13 protein-coding genes are annotated in these 17,001 nt (G+C 70.7%); 10 read left to right on the forward strand and 3 right to left on the reverse strand.

Translation table 11 applies throughout. The annotated features are described in order from the left end of the window. Positions 1–54: 54 nt before the first annotated feature. Positions 55–1,317, reverse strand: a complete 1,263-nt coding sequence (locus tag ACG04Q_RS16875) for an acyl-CoA dehydrogenase family protein (protein ID WP_394512179.1) — start codon at positions 1,315–1,317, stop codon at positions 55–57. Between the two features lie 141 nt (positions 1,318–1,458). Here ACG04Q_RS16875 and ACG04Q_RS16880 point away from each other — a divergent pair, with 141 nt between their 5' ends. Continuing rightward, positions 1,459–2,799, forward strand: coding sequence for a DUF6585 family protein (locus ACG04Q_RS16880; RefSeq protein WP_394512180.1), 1,341 nt, complete (start codon positions 1,459–1,461; stop codon positions 2,797–2,799). Here the strand turns inward: ACG04Q_RS16880 and ACG04Q_RS16885 are convergent. Further along, positions 2,785–4,776 (reverse strand): monovalent cation:proton antiporter family protein, encoded by a 1,992-nt coding sequence (locus ACG04Q_RS16885; protein WP_394512182.1) that lies wholly within the window; start codon positions 4,774–4,776, stop codon positions 2,785–2,787. The two genes, ACG04Q_RS16880 and ACG04Q_RS16885, sit on opposite strands and share 15 nt — an antisense overlap. A gap of 183 nt (positions 4,777–4,959) precedes the next feature. On the opposite strand from ACG04Q_RS16885, the gene ACG04Q_RS16890 reads away from it, so the two are divergent. Both ACG04Q_RS16890 and ACG04Q_RS16895 read left to right on the forward strand, forming a co-directional pair. After that, complete coding sequence (locus ACG04Q_RS16890; RefSeq protein ID WP_394512184.1) at positions 4,960–6,231, forward strand: Glu/Leu/Phe/Val family dehydrogenase; 1,272 nt, start codon at positions 4,960–4,962, stop codon at positions 6,229–6,231. A gap of 189 nt (positions 6,232–6,420) precedes the next feature. Next, a complete protein-coding gene (locus tag ACG04Q_RS16895) occupies positions 6,421–7,767 on the forward strand; it encodes an MFS transporter (protein ID WP_394512186.1) in 1,347 nt (448 codons plus the stop codon). On the opposite strand, the gene ACG04Q_RS16900 is transcribed toward ACG04Q_RS16895, so the two are convergent. After that, on the reverse strand, positions 7,745–8,200 hold the full coding sequence (locus tag ACG04Q_RS16900; RefSeq protein ID WP_394512188.1) for an OsmC family protein: 456 nt from the start codon (positions 8,198–8,200) through the stop codon (positions 7,745–7,747). The two genes, ACG04Q_RS16895 and ACG04Q_RS16900, sit on opposite strands and share 23 nt — an antisense overlap. 308 nt (positions 8,201–8,508) lie before the next feature. Between ACG04Q_RS16900 and ACG04Q_RS16905 the strand changes: the two genes are divergently transcribed. From ACG04Q_RS16905 to ACG04Q_RS16935, 7 genes are all read left to right on the forward strand, one after another. Next, on the forward strand, positions 8,509–9,084 hold the full coding sequence (locus ACG04Q_RS16905; RefSeq protein WP_394512189.1) for a hypothetical protein: 576 nt from the start codon (positions 8,509–8,511) through the stop codon (positions 9,082–9,084). Positions 9,085–9,475: 391 nt separating this feature from the next. Next, on the forward strand, positions 9,476–10,930 hold the full coding sequence (locus ACG04Q_RS16910) for an ATP-binding protein (RefSeq protein WP_394512191.1): 1,455 nt from the start codon (positions 9,476–9,478) through the stop codon (positions 10,928–10,930). Between the two features lie 192 nt (positions 10,931–11,122). Further along, entirely contained in the window at positions 11,123–11,680 is a 558-nt protein-coding gene (locus ACG04Q_RS16915) for a DUF2242 domain-containing protein (protein WP_394512192.1), read from the forward strand. Then, positions 11,680–13,413: a M14 family zinc carboxypeptidase gene (locus ACG04Q_RS16920; protein ID WP_394512193.1), complete on the forward strand. Its 1,734-nt coding sequence runs from the start codon at positions 11,680–11,682 to the stop codon at positions 13,411–13,413. Before ACG04Q_RS16915 ends, ACG04Q_RS16920 begins: the two co-directional genes overlap by 1 nt. A 242-nt stretch (positions 13,414–13,655) precedes the next feature. Next, positions 13,656–15,632: a methyl-accepting chemotaxis protein gene (locus ACG04Q_RS16925; RefSeq protein WP_394512194.1), complete on the forward strand. Its 1,977-nt coding sequence runs from the start codon at positions 13,656–13,658 to the stop codon at positions 15,630–15,632. 45 nt (positions 15,633–15,677) lie between these two features. Continuing rightward, positions 15,678–16,334 carry a hypothetical protein gene (locus tag ACG04Q_RS16930; protein WP_394512195.1) on the forward strand — a complete coding sequence of 219 codons (657 nt, stop codon included), beginning with the start codon at positions 15,678–15,680 and terminating at the stop codon, positions 16,332–16,334. Further along, on the forward strand, positions 16,327–17,001 hold the full coding sequence (locus tag ACG04Q_RS16935) for a phosphatase PAP2 family protein (protein WP_394512196.1): 675 nt from the start codon (positions 16,327–16,329) through the stop codon (positions 16,999–17,001). The genes ACG04Q_RS16930 and ACG04Q_RS16935 overlap by 8 nt, the downstream gene beginning before the upstream one ends.

The raw sequence follows: 17,001 nt of genomic DNA on the forward strand, positions 1-17,001 counted from the left end.
GCGCTCCTTCAACGGGAGCCCCGGACTCTAGCTGCGCCGCCTTGCTGCGAGTCGTCAGCCGCCCCGGGTGACGGGCATGGCCACCTTGTCGGTCGGCAGCTTCATGTGGCTGGCCAGCTCCAGCTTGGCCAGCGAGTTGCGGTGCACCTCGTCCGGGCCGTCGGCCAGGCGCAGCGTGCGCTGGTGTGCCCACATCGTGGCCAGCGGTGTGTCCTGCGACACGCCGGCGCCGCCGAACAGCTGGATGGCCCAGTCGATGACCTGCAGCGCCATGTTGGGCGCCACGATCTTGATCATCGCGATCTCGGCCTTGGCGACCTTGTTGCCCACGGTGTCCATCATGTAGGCGGCCTTCAGCGTCAGCAGCCGGGCCTGCTCGATCATGCAGCGCGCCTCGGCAATGCGCTCCTGCGTGACGGTCTGCTGCGCCAGCGTCTTGCCGAAGGCGGTGCGGGCGATGGCGCGCTCGCACATCAGCTGCAGCGCGCGCTCGGCGGCGCCGATGCTGCGCATGCAGTGGTGGATGCGGCCCGGGCCCAGGCGGCCTTGAGCGATCTCGAAGCCGCGGCCCTCGCCCAGCAGGATGTTGCTGGCGGGCACGCGCACGTTCTTCAGCTCCACCTCCATGTGGCCGTGCGGCGCGTCGTCATAGCCGAACACGCTCAGCGGGCGGATGACGGTGATGCCCGGCGTGTCGGCCGGCACGACGATCATGGACTGCTGCTCGTGGCGGCCAGCCTCGGGGTTGGTCTTGCCCATGACGATGTAGACGGCGCAGCGCGGATCGCCGGCGCCGGAGCTCCACCACTTGCGGCCGTTGATGACGTAGTCGTCACCGTCCCGCTCGATGCGGCACTCGATGTTGGTGGCGTCGCTGGACGCGACGGCCGGCTCCGTCATCAGGAAGGCCGAACGGATCTCGCCCTTGAGCAGCGGCTCCAGCCAGCGGTCCTTCAGCGACTCGCTGGCGTAGCGCTCCAGCGTCTCCATGTTGCCGGTGTCGGGCGCGGAGCAGTTGAAGACCTCGGGCGCCCAGAACACGCGGCCCATGATCTCGCACAGCGGCGCGTACTCCAGGTTGGACAGGCCCTCCGGCGCCCGGGTGCTCTTGGGCAGGAACAGGTTCCACAGCCCGGCCGCGCGGGCCTTGGGCTTGAGCTCCTCGATGACCCGGGTGGGCACCCACGGGTTGCCGGCACGGCGGTTGGCCTCGACCTCCTCCAGGTAGCGGCGCTCGTTCGGATAGATGTGCTCGTCGAAGAACGCCAGCAGGCGCTGTTGCGCTTGCGCGACCTTGGGGGAGTAGTCGAAGTTCATGGCGCGGCTCCTTGTGTGGCCGTCAGTGTGGCGCAGCAGGCCGGGTGTGTTTGTCACGCAGGCGGCAGGGTGTCGCGTGGGGCGCAGCGGCGGCTGATGCACACTCGCGCCCGCCGTCGCGGGGACGGCGAGGGAGAACCGATGAAGCAATACATCTGGATGAAAGTGATTGCGGCCGGCCTGGCGCTGGCGGCACTGTTGTTCGGCATCAGCATCATGGATGCCGACCCCACGCTGCGCGTGCAGCAGGACGTGAGCATGGCCGACATCGAGGCCGGCAAGATGCCGCCCGACGGCCAGAAGGTGCGCATCACCGACGCCTGGCTGCTGCCCACGTGGGTGGTGGAGTACTCGCACAGCCGCAAGCGCGGCGACCACGCCCACGTGACCGTGGGCCTGGGCTCGCGCGAGACCTTCGAGCGCGCCGCGGCCGGCCAGACCGCCGACGTGAAGCTGTGGCTGCGCCTGCCGCAGGACTTCAAGACGCGCGAGGGCGCGGCAACGGCGATGAACGACGACGCGCTGTACCTGCGCCAGCAGCCGCGGGAAGGCGTCATCAACGCGCTGCCCGACAGCGTGCGCGAGAACATCAAGAGCGGCGGGCCGTGGACGTCCTCGGCCACGATGCGGCTTGAAGAAGGTGCCACGCCCAACAGCGAGGGCGACGGCGTGGGCTTCGTCGCGGCCGGCATGCTCGCCCTGCTGCTGGTGGCGGCATGGGTGGCCGTGGACCACGCCAACCAGGGCTGGCTGCGCGACCTGGCCACGGCCGGCGCGACGCCGTTCCAGGGCGCGTCACGCTGGCTGCTGGCCTACGGCGTCGCGCTGCTGGGGGCGCCGCTGCTGGCGTTCTTCGTCGCCGGCGCCTGGGTGGACGCCCGGCAGCTGGACGCTGCGCTGCTGGGCTGGGTGCTGGCGCTGCTGGCCCTGGCCGGCTTCGCGCTGTGGCGCCACCGCGTGGCCTTCGTCGTCACGCCGCAGGGGCTGGACCGCGCGTCCCGCAGCGGCACGCAGCCGCTGCTGCGCTGGGACGACGTGGACGCGCTCAGCATCGCGCAGCGCAACTTCCGCGGCAGCGTGTCGGTCTCGTACACGCTGCATGCCGGCGAGCGCAAGGCCAAGGTCGGCAACAGCCTGTTCGCCGGGGGCGTGGACCGCTACAAGGAGTTGGGCGCGCTGCTGCGCGACGAGGTGAACCGCCGCGTCGCGCCGCCGCTGTTCGCCAAGCTCGCCAGCGGCGCCCGCGTGGCCTTCGGCGCGCTGGGCGCGCACCGCGACGGCCTTGTCAAGGGCCGGCTGGAGACCGGCGAGCTGCTGCCCTGGGCCGACATCGACAGCGCCAACTTCGCCGACGGCAAGCTGAAGATCAAGCGCAAGGGCAAGCTGCTGGCCTGGGACAACGTGGCGCTGGGCAAGGTGCGCAACCCGGATGTGCTGATCCAGCTGATCGAGCAGCGCGGGCTGGCCTCAGCCGCCCAGTAGCTTCTGCTCCGCGAGCGCCAGCGCAGTGGGTGTGCCGCTCAGCACCAGCGTGTCGCCCCCCGCCAGCGTGGCACCGTCGACGAACTGGCCCTTGCCATCCGCGCGGCGCAACGACACGACCGCCACGCCCACCGCGTGCAGCGCCAGGTCGTCCAGCCGCCGGCCCGCATGGCTGCTGGCCGTCGGCAGCGTGACGGAGGACAGCCGCGCCTGGTCGATCTCCTCGGCCGTGTCGTCGTCGGCGCCGTGGAAGTAGCCGCGCAGCAGGCCGTAGCGCCGGTCGCGCGCATCGCGCGTGATGCGGATGACGCGCCGCATCGGTACGCCCACCAACGCCAGCGCATGCGACGCCAGCATCAGCGATCCCTCGATGGCCTCCGGCACCACCTCCGTGGCACCGGCCGCCTTGAGCCGCTCCAGGTCGGCGTCGTCGATGGTGCGCACCACCACCGGCACGCGCGGCGCGTGGGCGCGCACCAGGTCCAGGATCTTCAGCGCCGACGGCGTGTCGTGATAGCTGACGACCACGGCGCTGGCGCGCGCCAGGCCCGCCGCCATCAGGCTCTGGACCTTGGCCGCGTCACCGAACACGACGCTCTGGCCAGCCGCGGCGGCCTGGCGCACGCGGTCGGGGTCCAGGTCCAGCGCCATGTATGGGATGTGCTCGCCCTCCAGCAGCCGGGCCAGGTTCTGCCCCGAGCGGCCGTAGCCGCAGATGATGACGTGGGCCTCGGCCTTGATGCTCTTCTTGGCGATGGTGGTCAGCTGCACCGACTGCATCAGCCAGTCGCTGCTGGACAGCTTCATGACGATGCGGTTGCTGTACATGACGAGGATGGGCGTGGCGAGCATGGACAGCACCATGCTCGCCAGCACCGGGCTGACCCACTGCGCCGCGATGAGGTGGTGTTGCGCGCCCAGCGTCAGCAGCACGAAGCCGAACTCGCCGGCCTGTGCCAGGTACAGGCCGGTACGCAACGCCACGCCGGGCGGGGACCTGAACAGCCGCGCCAGCCCGGCGATCAGCGCGAACTTGGCCATGACGGGCAGCGCCGCCAGCGCGATGACCAGCCACCAGCTGTCCACCAGCGGCCGCCAGTCCAGCTTCATGCCGATGGTGATGAAGAACAGGCCCAGCAGCACGTCGTGAAAGGGCCGGATGTCGGTCTCCACCTGATGGCGATATTCGGTCTCCGAGATCAGCATGCCGGCGACGAACGCGCCCAGCGCCAGGCTCAGCCCCGCATGCTCGGTCAGCCAGGCCAGGCCCAGCGTGACCAGCAGCAGGTTCAGCATGAACAGCTCGTCGCTCTTGCGGCGGGCCACCAGCGTCAGCCACCAGCGCATCAGCTTCTGGCCGCCGAACAGCAGCAAACCCAGCAGCACGATGGCCTTGAGCGCCGCCCACGCCAGCGCGCTGGCCATCTCGCCGCCACTGCTGTTCAACGCCGGGATCAGCACCAGCAGCGGCACCACGGCCAGATCCTGGAACAGCAGCACGCCCATGACCAGCCTGCCATGCGGGCTCTCCAGCTCCAGCCGCTCGGCCATCAGCTTCACGACGATGGCGGTGGAGCTCATGGCCATGGCCGCGCCCAGCACCAGCGCGCCCTCCCACTGCAGGTCCCAGGCACGCCCCAGCAACGCGAACCCGGTCATCAGCAGCAGATTGCCGACCATCGCGCCGGCAATCGTCAGCACCACCTGCGACATGCCCAGCCCGAACACGGCCGTCTTCAGCGCACGCAGCTTGGGCAGGTTGAACTCCAAACCGATGGCGAACATCAGGAACACGACGCCGAACTCGGCCAGGTACTGGATGCCGGCCGAGTCCTGCGCGAACGCCAGCGCATTCGGACCGATCAGCACCCCCACCGCCAGATAGCCCAGCATGGGCGGCAGCTTCAGGGAACGGCAGACGACCACACCGAGCACAGCGGCGACGAGATAGAGGAGGGCGAGGTCCAGGGAGGTCACGGGGGGATGGTATGCGGGCGGCCGCGAACCGCTTACAGCCGCCACCGGCAGTGAAATCCCTCACGCCCGGGCCGATGTCATGCGCGCCATGCATGAGCGCATGACCACTTGGCTAGACAAGCCAGCGCCGCGAAGGCAGGCTTCGCGCTACCGTTCGCCCCACCAAAAATTACGGAGCGTTTCATGCCCAACCTGTCCTTCGTCTCGCCCACGCGCAACAGCCCGTGGGGGACTTATCTGTCCCAGATCGACGCCGTGGAGCCCTACCTGGGCCACCTGGGCCGCTGGGTCGAGACGCTGCGCCGCCCCAAGCGCGCGCTGATCGTGGACATTCCCATCGAGCTGGACAACGGCACCATCGCCCACTACGAGGGCTACCGCGTGCAGCACAGCCTGACGCGCGGCCCGGGCAAGGGCGGCGTGCGCTACCACCCCGACGTCACGCTGGAAGAAGTGATGGCGCTGTCGGCCTGGATGACCATCAAGAACGCCGCGGTGAACCTGCCCTACGGCGGCGCCAAGGGCGGCATCCGGCTGGACCCGGCGCTGCTGTCGATGAAGGAGCTGGAGAAGGTTACGCGCCGGTACACCAGCGAGATCGGCATCATCATCGGCCCGCAGCAGGACATCCCGGCGCCGGACGTGAACACCAACGGCAAGATCATGGCCTGGATGATGGACACCTACTCGATGAACACCGGCGCCACGGCGACCGGCGTCGTCACGGGCAAGCCCATCGAGCTGGGCGGCTCGCTGGGCCGCGTGGCCGCCACCGGCCGCGGCGTGTTCGTCGTGGGCCGTGAGGCCATGCGCCGCCTGAACATCGACATGGAAGGCGCCCGCGTCGCCGTGCAGGGCTTCGGCAACGTCGGCTCCATCGCCGCCAAGCTGTTCGCCGCCAACGGCGCCAAGATCGTCGCCGTGCAGGACCACACCGGCACGCTGGTCAACAGCAACGGCTTCGACATGGCCAACCTGCTGGACCATGTGGCCAAGACGCGCGGCGTGGCCGGCTTCAAGGGCGGCGACATGATCGCCAACGAGGACTTCTGGGACGTCAAGAGCGACGTGCTGATCCCCGCCGCGCTGGAAGGCCAGATCACCGCCGAGCGCGCCAAGCGCATCTCCACCCGCCTCGTGCTGGAAGGCGCCAACGGCCCGACCACGCCGGACGGCGAGGCCGTGCTGGCCGACCGCGGCATCGTCGTCGTTCCCGACGTGATCGCCAACGCCGGCGGCGTGACGGTGTCGTACTTCGAGTGGGTGCAGGACTTCTCGTCCTTCTTCTGGACCGAGGACGAGATCAACGTGCGCCTGGACAAGATCATGATCGGTGCGTTCAAGCACATCTGGGAGACGGGCGAGCAGCACAAGATCCCGCTGCGCACCGCCGCGTTCACCGTGGCCTGCACACGCGTGCTGCAGGCACGCGAAGAACGCGGCCTGTATCCCTGAGCCCCTCGTCCGGTCGCGCCCCGCTGCACGCGGGCACGACTGGCCGATCCCCCGAGGGGATGGCGATGCTCGCGGCATCGAGCCACGAGCACATCGCCTGGCGGGCCGGCTTGGGAGCGGCCCGAAACCACCGGCGGCCTGCGGGCCGCCGTTTTTCATGGCGACGGCGCTGCTACGCTGCGCGCCCCCATGAACCACCTCGCGCACCGCCTGCTGCCCTCCGACGCCCGCGATGCGCTGCGCGCCCACCCGGCGCTGCGCGTGCTGTTGCTGACCGACGTGCTGGTGCTGCTGGCCGAGCTGGGCGCGGCGGTCGTCCTGCCGTGGTGGATCGCCAGCCGCGGCGGCGCGGCGGCCATTGCCGCGTTCAGCGTGACGGTGGCCGTGGCCGCCTTCTTCATCGCGCCGGCGCTGTCGCCGTTCGGCGACCGGCTTTGCAAGGCGCGGCAGATCACGCGGGGCCTGGCCGTGCTGGTGGCCGTGGCGGCCCTGCTGGCGGTGCTGTCGTTCGCCGGCGTCTTCCACGTGGCGCTGCTGGCGGCGCTGGCCGTCGTGCAGGTCGCCGCCCTGTCCTTCGTCGGGCCGCCGCGCGAGGCCTTGCTGGCCGAGCTCGTCGCCCCGGCGCAGCTGCCCGCGGCGCTGCGGCTGCGCAAGACGGCGCTGGCCGCCGGCGGCATCGCCGGGCCGCTGATGGCGGGAGCCGTGCTGGGCGCGGCCGGCATCACGGCGGCACTGTGTGGCTACGGCGTTCTGCTGGCCGCGGCCGCGCTGGCCGCCACGCGGCTGCCACGCGCAGCAGAGCCGGTGCGGCGCCAGGGTGGGTTGGCGCGCTGGTGGGGCGAGCTGCGTGCCGGGCTGGCCGCCAAGTGGCAGGTACCGATGGAGCGCGGCTGGACGTTGGTGAACTTCGTCGTCTGGGTCTTCCAGGGCCCGGCCGTGGGCCTGCTGATCCCGCTCAAGGTACAGGCGCTCGGGCTGCCGGGGCCGTGGCTGGGATTCGCGCTGGGCGCGCTGTCGGCAGGCGTACTCGTCGGCAGCGCGTTCGGCGCCGAGCGGCTGGTGCGGCGCCTGGGGCGTTTTCGCGTGCGGGTGGGCCTGGGCGTGCTGGAGGGGCTGGCGCTGGCCGGCGTCGGCTGGACCGCGTCGCCGCAGCTGCTGCTGGCCGGCCTGGCGCTGGCGGGCTTCTGCAACGCGGCCATGAGCCTGGTGGGCGCCACGCACCGCGCGCTGGCGCTGCCGCGCGACTACCGGGTGCGCCTGATCGCCGCCGGCAGCATGACGACGCAGGTGGCCGGCGCGCTGGGGCCGGCCCTCGTCGGCATGGCGCTGGCGCGCCACGGCGTCGCGGCCGTCTACACGGCCTGGGGCCTGCTGATGGCCGCCAGCGTGCTGGGCTTCCTGCTCGTGCCGCGTTTCCGGGAGTTCCTGACGCTGGGCCACGACGACGTGGCCGACTGGTACCGCCGCGAGTACCCGGCGGTGTTCCCGGCCGGTCCGCCGGCGCCGGCGGACGTCAGGCCGCTGCCGTCGGCGTGATGACGGCGCCGGTGCTGTCCAGCACCCGCAGCGTCACGGGAATGGCGCCCGCCACGCTCTGCGTGACGGTGCAGTAGTCCTCGAACGTGTCCCGCACGCGCTGCAGGTGGCCCAGTCCGGCGGCGGGCTTGCCCAGGTGCAGGTCCACGGCCAGGCCCAGCACGCGCACGCGCCCGCGCTCGTTCTTGCCGACGGTCGCCTTCACCTCGGTGCGCAGCGGTGACGGGTCGTCCTTGTACTTCTGGCAGGCGAACCACAGCGACGCGCTGAGGCAGTTGCCCACCGCCGAGGCCAGCAGCTCGACGGGGTCAGGCCCGATGCCGGTGCCCAGCGGCGCGGGCTCGTCGGACAGCAGCACCGGGATGTCCGGGCCATAGCGGTGTTCGAACTGGTAGCCCTGGCGCTGGGTCAGGGTGACGCTGGGGTGGTCCATGGGGTTGTCCGTTGGGGAGAGCAGCAAAACTGGCGGCCAATGTACCGAACCGCCTGCAAGCCGACGATGCCTGCAAGGACATCCAGGGCCGCCAAGCCGCGGTGAGGGAAATTTCGCCATTGCGCCCGGGTCGCGCGGCTGGCAGAGTCGTTTCGATGGGCAGTGCGAAATGCCCAGTTCCGGTCTGCGGAACGAGTTTTCTACGCTGCACACGGCCTTAAATTACCTGGCCCAAATGCTGCAAGCCGCCAGGACTGCAGTGGGAAACGTAACGCAGGAGATTTGTCAGAATACCAGGAGCGCTTCAAATGCCGATGACTGACTACCAGCTTGCGAACTCGGTCGCTTATGCGCTGAGAACCATCACAGTGACCGATCCCAGCAGTCCCACGGAGGGGGCGAACTTCAATGCTGCCGAGCACAAGGTTGCGCACTCGGGCCTGATGGGGTCGATTCTTGCGCGAGGCGAGATGAGGGACGAAAAGAGTCCCGATGCACAACTGGAACTTGGACAGAAGACCATCGCCGCGCAAAAAGGTGTTTGCACCCATCTTGCGGCCGCGGTTGCGCATCGGCTGATCAAGCTTGGCATGGCGGGAAGCAAGATAGAAATAATGACAACAAATAAAGGACATGGTTATGGCCATACCTTTGTTGCAATAAATAGAACAGGAGATCCCGCCAATATCGATTCATGGGGCGACGAATGCATCCTCGTGGATATCTGGTGGGCCAACCAACACTTCTCCAGCGACAGCCTGCCGACTGGCAAAGCCCCCGCCAACTTTGGCCAAGGTGCTTTTCTGCTTCGCGACAATGGCCATTTCAAGAGTTACCTTGCTAATTTCGGCAACGCCATGGGGGTGGTCACCAAGTTCAACTGAGCTTGACCCCCGGCGCCGCGCGGCATGGCGCGGCGTGCTCTCGTGAAACCCGGCGCACGCCGGGGCCGCGCCGCATCGGGGGGAATCAATGACGGCGGCCGCGGCAAGAACCTCTCACCGGGGGGCGAAAGCTCAGCGCTGCGCTGGCCCAGCCCCTGCAACGGCACGGTGACGTCGCGCATCGCGCCCGGCGACGCCAACCGCACGACGGGGTCGAAGTCCGGCCACCGGTTCAACACCTTGAAGGCGAACCACTCGCTGCCCTTGCCGTTGAGCCGGTAGCACGCGGCCATCGATGTCCGGACGTCGCCAGCCATGGCGATGGAAACAGCCTCACTAAAATCGCGCGGCTATCGGCTTTGTCCTACATCGGGACCGCGCGCACTCGTCCATGGACCCGGCTCCCAATGTTGAAGCGATGAAGCAGTTTGGTGCCGCCCGCCGGTGGCGCGCATTCGCGCCCCTGCTCGGTTACGTCGCCAGCATCGGACTGTGGGCGCTGGCGTATGCCGCCCGCTTTGCGCTGGTTGGGAGCCTGCCTGAGCAAGGGTTCCCGTTTCTCACGTTTTTCCCCGCGGTCATGCTGGCCGCGTACTTCTTCGGTCTTGGCCCCGGACTGGTCTGCGGCGCGCTGAGCGTCACCGCGGCGTATGTCTCCTTCATTCCTCACGATCAGCCCAACGTCACCGGGCTGGCGACCGGCGACCTGATCGCGCTGAGCTTCTTCACCTCGATCCTCCTGGTGGACTGCGTCGTGCTGCATCTGCTTCGGCGGTCGCGCAAGCTGGCTGCTGAGCGTGAAAGCGACCTGCGTGAGCTCACACGCAATTCACCCGATGTGCTGACGCGCTTCGACCGCGAGTACCGGCATCTCTTTGTCAGTGGCGCCATTGAGCGCCTGACCGGCAGGCCGACGTCCGACTTCATCGGCAAGACAAACCGCGAGCTGGGCATGCCCGACGACCTCTGTGAGCAGTGGGAGGGCGCACTGGAGTCGGTGTTCAGGGAAGCCCGTGCTGCAGCACTGAGGTTTTCGTATGGCGACGCCACCTTCGCCACCACGCTGGTGCCCGAGTTCGACGCCGACACGCTGGCCGTGAAATCGGTGTTGGGCGTCACTCGCGACATCTCCGAGATCGAGCGGCACGAACGGGCGCTGGAAGCGCACGGCCGCCTGAAGGACCAGATGCTCGCCACGGTGGCACACGAACTCCGCAACCCCCTGATGACCTTCTCGGCGGGCGTGACGCTGCTGGAGCGCCTGCCCGATCCACCGCCCGCGGTAACCCGAACCATCGCTGCCATGCGACGGCAGACGACCCAGATGTCCCGACTGGTGGACGACCTCATGGATCTGAATCGCATCCGAGCGGAGTTGGTGGAGCTCAACCGTGCCGATGTGGATTTGAAGGCCATCCTGCAAGCGGCCCGCGAGATGTCCACCGAGCTGGCCAAGCGCAAGGATGTGCGCGTCGACCTGCGGCTGCCGGATGGCGCGTTGATCGTCAACGCCGATACGGGACGGCTGGTGCAGGTGTTCTGCAACCTGATCACCAATGCCATCAAGTTCAGCAACGATGGGGGCGTGGTGGTCATCCTGGCACAGCAGCACGATCACTCGTATGAAGTCGCCGTCAAGGATCAGGGCGCCGGCATTGAGCCAGACCTGCTGGAGGCCGTCTTCGAGCCGTTCGTTCAGGCACCGGCAGGCCATCAACAGCAGTCGGGCCTGGGCCTCGGGCTGGCGCTTGTAAAGCAAGTCCTGCGGCTGCATGCCGGCACGGTCACAGCCTCCAGCGATGGCGTCGGCAAAGGCGCCACCTTCACGGTCTCTCTGCCACGCTGAACCGCTCGGGCTGCCACGCACGGCGCGCAGCCTGCGTCAGCACACCGTGGCAAGCAGCTGGCCGCAGCGCAGCACGATGCCGCTGAAACCCTGTGCGCCGCGCGCTACTGCATGGCCCTGTCATCGGGCGCAGCGGCTGGCACGTTGCCGGCTGTCACCGGCCGCGGCCACCGACGACGGAATAATCGCCCCATGCATCGTCTTCGCTCCCTGATCCTGCCCCTGCTGCTCGGCGCCCTGCTGGCCGGCTGCGGCGGCCTGCCCGCTTCGACCGAGAAGGTCGGCAAGGTCTACCAGCGCGAGAGCTTCGCCGCCGAGGAGACCTTCTCGCGGCTGTTCGACGCCAACGTGGACGCCACCTGCGAGGCCGCCCGCCGTGCGCTGCTGAGCCAGGGCTACGTCATCAGCAAGGCCGACAGCGGCCTGGTGCGCGGCGCCAAGCACTTCCAGCCCGAGGGCGAGGTGCATGTGGAGATCGCCTTCAACGTCGTCTGCGTGGGCGACGGCCCCAGGCAGCAGATCGCCACCGCCTACGTCAGCGCGCAGCAGGACCGCTACGCGCTCAAGCGCAACCCGCAGGCCGCCAGCCTGGGCGTCAGCGCGCTGGGCTCCATCTCGGTGCCGCTGTCGTCCACGCAGGACTCGCTGGTCAAGGTGGCCTCCGAGACCATCCCCGCCGGCGAGTTCTACGACCGCTTCTTCACGCTGATGCAGCGCATGCTGCGCGAGAACACCAGCGAGCCGCGCTGATGCGGCGCCTGCTTGCCACGCTGGCGCTGGCCACCGCGGCCGCCAGCCCGGCCGCGCCGCTGACGACGCACGCCGAGCGCAGCGGCTTCACGCAGACCGGCCGCTACGACGAGGTCACGCAGCTGTGCCACGGCTTCGCCCGCGCCCACCCGCGCCACGTGCGCTGCATGCGCTTCGGCACGACGCCGCAGGGCCGGCCGATGTGGGCGCTGGTGGCCAGCCAGTCCGGCGCGCTGACGCCCGCGGCCGCACGCCGCGCCGGGCTGCCGGTCACGCTGATCCAGGGCGGCATCCACGCCGGCGAGATCGAGGGCAAGGACGCCGGCTTCCTCGCGCTGCGCGAGCAGCTCGCCCGGCCCGGTGCACTCAAGCAACAGGTGCTGGTCTTCGTGCCCGTCTTCAACGTCGACGGCCACGAGCGCTTCGGCGCCTGGAGCCGGCCCAACCAGCGCGGCCCCGAGCAGATGGGCTGGCGCGTGACGGCGCAGAACCTCAACCTGAACCGCGACTATCTGAAGGCCGACGCGCCCGAGATGCAGGCCATGCTGGGCCTGCTGCGCGCGTGGGACCCGCTGGTGCTGGTGGACCTGCACACCACCGACGGCGCGCAGTTCGAGCACGACATCGCCGTCATGGTGGAGCCGCTGCACGCCGGCGACGCGCCGCTGCGCGCGGCCGGCCGCGCCTGGCGCGACGGCGTCATCGCCGCGCTGGCCGCCCAGGGCGCGCTGCCGCTGCCGTTCTACCCGTCCTTCGTCGAAGAGGACAACCCGGCCAGCGGCTTCCAGGACGGCGTGTCATCGCCGCGCTACTCGCTGGGCTACTACCCGCTGCGCAACCGCTTCGGCATGCTGGTGGAGACGCACAGCTGGCGCCCCTACCCGCACCGCGTGCGCGTCACGCGCCAGACGGTGGACGCCGTGCTGGCCGAGGTGGCCACCCACGGCCGCGACTGGCTGCGTGCGGCGCAGGCCGCCGACGCCCGCCCGCTGACCGAGCTGGCGCTGACCTGGCGCGCCACCGACGAGGTGCGCGAGATCGACTTCCGCGGCTACGCCTACACGCGCACGCCCAGCGACATCTCCGGCGCGCTGATGACCCGCTACGACGAGACCCGGCCCCAGGTATGGCGCGTGCCGCTGCGCGACCGGCTCGTGCCCGGCCTCGTGCGCGCCGCGCCCGGCGCCGGCTACCTGGTGCCGGCCGAGCACGCCGGCTGGGTGGCCGACAAGCTGGCCCAGCACGGCGTGCGCTTCGAGCGGCTGGCACAAGGCCGCAGCGCGCTGCCGGCCGAGGCGTGGCGCGCCGGGCGCGTCACGCGCGACGCCGCCACCACCGAGGGCCGCCAGCGCATGACGCTCACCGGCCGCTGGGCCGCCGAAGCGCGCGACGTGCCGGCCGGCAGCCTGTTCGTGCCCATCGCGCAACCGCTGGCGGCGCTGGCCATGCACCTGCTGGAGCCCGATGCGCCGGACTCGCTGGCCGCCTGGGGCCGCTTCGCCACGGCCTTCGAGCCCAAGGAATACATGGAGGCCTACGTGGCCGAGCAGGTCGCCCGCGAGCAGCTGGCCGCCAGCCCGGCGCTGCGCGACGAGTTCGCGGCCAAGCTGCGCGACGACCCGGCGTTCGCCGCCGACGCGAAGGCGCGGCTGGACTTCTTCTACCGCCGCACCCCCAGCTGGGACGAGCGCCTGAACCTCTACCCGGTGCTGCGCGTCGACCGCCGCCCCTGACCCGCCGGCCGCGGGACCGGCGCCCGCCGTGGCGCGGCGGCTGCAATCGAAAGGCAACCGGGTGCGTACAAACGCACGTCCCGGCCACGGCATGCACCGGCGGCCTTGCCAGCAACCTTTCTTCACCGGACAGTCAACGCCCGCGGGCGACAGCCCGCTTTTCCCCGGTGCGGGCCGGGCCGACGCCGCCAAGGCGTCGGCCCGGCCGGCGCTGCCCCCGCACACAGCGTTCGTCCATCACCATGTCCGACACGTCCCCCCGCTCCCGCGCCGGCCAGGCCTCCAGCACCCCCGCCTGGGCCCGTCCCGGCGTCGCCTGGTTCCGCAACATGCGCTTCCCGGCCAAGGCCGCGGTGATTCTGGCCTTCCTGCTGGTGCCCATCCTCGTCACGTCGGCCATGCTGGTGATGGAGCGGCGGACAGCGATGGCGAGCACCCAGATGGAACGCTTGGGCCTGCGCGGCGTGCAGCTGGTGATGCCGGCGCTGGACGCGACGCAGCTGCTGCGCCGCGCGCTGGTGGACCAGGCCAACGGCGTGGACCGGCCCGACCTGGCCGACCTGCGCCGCCGCTTCAAGGACGCGACCGCCGCGCTCGTCAAGGACGGCAAGCCGCTGCTCGACCAGCTGCCCAACCCCGGCAAGGAACACTGGGACGCGCTGACCGCGGCGCTCAAGGCCGCCGAGGCACTGCCCGCCGGCCTGCCCGCCGCCGAGGTGCGCAAGCCCTATGTCGAGATCAGCGGCCAGCTCGGCGAGCTGGTGCAGCACCTGGTGGATGAAAGCGGCCTGGCCCTGGACCCCGACGGTGACTCCTACTACCTGATGGCCGCCGGCACCGTCACCCTGCCCGACCTGATGGAGACCGCCGGCCTCACCCGCGGGGCGCTGGCCAGCCTGGCGGCCGACCCGCAGAACGCCAAGCGCACCGCGCAGGCGGCCGGCAGCCTGGCGGTGGACAAGAAGCTGCTGGCGCTGCTGGAGGGCGACCTCAAGCGCGCAGTGGAGTTCAACCCCGCACTGCCGATGCAGAAGTACCAGGGGCTGCTCGAGCCGGCCAAGGCCTTCATCGGGCAGATGGAAGCGCCGGTGCTGCAGCAGGCGGCCGGGATGCCCACGCCGGCGGACATCGTGCGCCAGAGCAGCGCCGCCATCGCGTCGCTGGGCGGGCTGCAGCGCGCCGTGGCCGCCGACCTGGACGGCCTGCTGGCCGCGCGTGAGGCGCGGCTGTTCAGCCGGATGGTGGCCGGCCTGGGCATCGTTGCCGTGATGACGCTGGGCGGCCTGTACTTCTTCTACTGCTTCTACCTGTCCATGCGCTCCGGCATGCGCACGCTCAGCAAGCGCATGCACGCAATGGCCACCGGCGACCTGACCGACACGCTGGTGCCCAAGGGCCGCGACGAGACCTCGGACCTGCTGCAGTCACTGGCCGAGATGCAGACCTCGCTGCGCGGCACGGTGCGCGACGTCCGCGAGGCGGCCGACGCGATCATCCTGTCGTCGCAGGAGGTTGCCGCCGGCAGCATGGACCTGTCGCAGCGCACCGAACAGGCGGCCGCCAACCTGGAGGAAACGGCTTCGGCCATGGAGCAGATCAGCGCCACGGTGGCCAGCACCAGCGACGGCGCGGGCCAGGCCACCCAGGCAGCCCACAGCAACGTGCAACTGGCCCAGCGCGGCGGCGAGGTGATCGGCCAGGTGGTGGACACCATGTCCGGCATCGAGACGTCCAGCCGCCGCATCGGCGAGATCATCGGCGTCATCGACAGCATCGCCTTCCAGACCAACATCCTCGCGCTGAACGCCGCCGTGGAGGCCGCCCGGGCCGGTGAGCAGGGCCGCGGCTTCGCAGTCGTGGCGAGCGAGGTGCGGGCGCTGGCCCAGCGCAGCGCCGAGGCCGCACGCGAGATCAAGCAGCTCATCCTGGAGAGCGGCGAGCGGGTGGACAGCGGCCAGAAGATCGTCGCCGAAGCCGGCACCACCATCCGCGCGATCGTGGACAGCACCCGCCAGGTGGGCGAGCTGCTGGGCGCCATCGCCAACGGCGCGCGCGAGCAGTCGCAGGGCATCTCGCAGGTCGGCTCGTCCATCCAGGAGCTGGACCAGATGACGCAGCAGAACGCCGCGCTGGTGGAGCAGACGGCCGCGGCCTCCACGGCCATGCGCCAGCATGCCGAGCAGCTGGCGGCGGCCGTGGGCGTGTTCCGCCTGCCCTGACGCCGCCCGGGCGGCGCCGCGCGGTGTTGTAGATTCACCCGCGCCATGAACCGCCTGCTGTCCGAACTCCACCGCCTGTACCCGCCCGCCCCGGCCGGCCACGCCCACGCGCTGCTGCTGGCGCTGGGCCGCCCGGCGGACTGGGAGGCGCTGGGCGCCGTGTGGCGCGGCCTGCAGGCCGACCTCGGCTTGCCCGCGCCCGGCATTGCCGTGTCGGGCACGGACGCCATGCAGCTGTGGCTGCCGCTGCAGCAGCCGGTGAGCACCGCGCGCGCCACCGACTTCCTGGCCCGGCTGGCGGCCCGCTACCTGCCCGGCATCGCGCCCGCGCGGCTGCGCCTGCTGGCCAGCGACCAGCCGCCGCCCGTGCCGGCGCAGGACACGGCATCGGGCAATTGGTCGGCCTTCGTCGCCCCCGACCTCGCGCCGGTGTTCGTCGACACGCCGTGGCTGGACATCCCGCCCGGCGCCGACGGGCAGGCCGACCTGCTGGCCCGGCTGCAGCCCATCCCGCCCGCGGCCTTCGACGCGGCGCTGCTGGCGCTGGCGCCCGCCGCCACCGGCACGCCGGCGGCCTCGGCGGCGCCGGCCCCCGCCGCCGACGTGGACCCCCGCCACTTCCTGCAACGCGTGCTCAACGACGAGTCCGCGCCGCTGGCGCTGCGCGTCGAGGCGGCCAAGGCCTTGCTGCCCCGTGGCTGACGCCGCCATGCAGGCCCGGCGCAGCGCCTCCTCGCCACGGCTGGCCCTCGCCTTCGTGCTGCTGGCGCTGGGCGGGTTCGCCGCGCTGGCCGGCCAGATGCATCACGCCGCCACCGCGCACTGGGACGAGGCCGCGCTGCAGCTGGCGCAGCAATGGCGCGCCACGCACCCGCTGGTGGACATGGTGATGCGCGAGTTCAGCGCGCTGGGCAGCACGCCGGTGCTGACGCTGTTCACGGTGCTGGCCGCCGGCTACCTGTGCTGCGTGGGCCGGCCGGCGCGGGCGGCGGCGGTCAGCGTGGCCATGATCACCGGCGCGCTGGCCGTCACGGCGCTGAAAACCGCCTTCGGCCGCGCGCGGCCCGACCCGGAGTTCGCCGCGCTGGTGCAGGAGGGGCTGAGCTTCCCCAGCGGCCACGCCAGCATGTCGGCGGTGTTCTACCTGACCGTGGGCACGCTCATTGCGCAGCGGCACGCTCGCCTGCGCGAGCGCAGCTTCCTGATGGCGGCGGCCGTGTTCATGGCCGTGCTGATCGGCGTCACGCGCGTGATGCTGGGCGTGCACTGGGCCAGTGACGTGCTGGCCGGCTGGGCCTTCGGCGCCGGCTGGGCGGCGCTGTGGTTCTGCATCGCGGCGCGCCTGCGCGACGCACGCGGCCCGGGCTGA

The sequence above is a fragment of the Pelomonas lactea genome (assembly GCF_043555885.1).
In the GTDB taxonomy this organism is placed as follows: domain Bacteria; phylum Pseudomonadota; class Gammaproteobacteria; order Burkholderiales; family Burkholderiaceae_C; genus Pelomonas; species Pelomonas lactea.

Coding starts and splice junctions, on each gene's coding strand:
- ACG04Q_RS16875 (WP_394512179.1), bottom strand. CDS start 1,317: ATGAACTTCGACTACTCCCCCAAGGTCGCGCAAGCGCAACAGCGCCTG.
- ACG04Q_RS16880 (WP_394512180.1), top strand. CDS start 1,459: ATGAAGCAATACATCTGGATGAAAGTGATTGCGGCCGGCCTGGCGCTG.
- ACG04Q_RS16890 (WP_394512184.1), top strand. CDS start 4,960: ATGCCCAACCTGTCCTTCGTCTCGCCCACGCGCAACAGCCCGTGGGGG.
- ACG04Q_RS16895 (WP_394512186.1), top strand. CDS start 6,421: ATGAACCACCTCGCGCACCGCCTGCTGCCCTCCGACGCCCGCGATGCG.
- ACG04Q_RS16900 (WP_394512188.1), bottom strand. CDS start 8,200: ATGGACCACCCCAGCGTCACCCTGACCCAGCGCCAGGGCTACCAGTTC.
- ACG04Q_RS16905 (WP_394512189.1), top strand. CDS start 8,509: ATGCCGATGACTGACTACCAGCTTGCGAACTCGGTCGCTTATGCGCTG.
- ACG04Q_RS16910 (WP_394512191.1), top strand. CDS start 9,476: ATGGACCCGGCTCCCAATGTTGAAGCGATGAAGCAGTTTGGTGCCGCC.
- ACG04Q_RS16915 (WP_394512192.1), top strand. CDS start 11,123: ATGCATCGTCTTCGCTCCCTGATCCTGCCCCTGCTGCTCGGCGCCCTG.
- ACG04Q_RS16920 (WP_394512193.1), top strand. CDS start 11,680: ATGCGGCGCCTGCTTGCCACGCTGGCGCTGGCCACCGCGGCCGCCAGC.
- ACG04Q_RS16925 (WP_394512194.1), top strand. CDS start 13,656: ATGTCCGACACGTCCCCCCGCTCCCGCGCCGGCCAGGCCTCCAGCACC.
- ACG04Q_RS16930 (WP_394512195.1), top strand. CDS start 15,678: ATGAACCGCCTGCTGTCCGAACTCCACCGCCTGTACCCGCCCGCCCCG.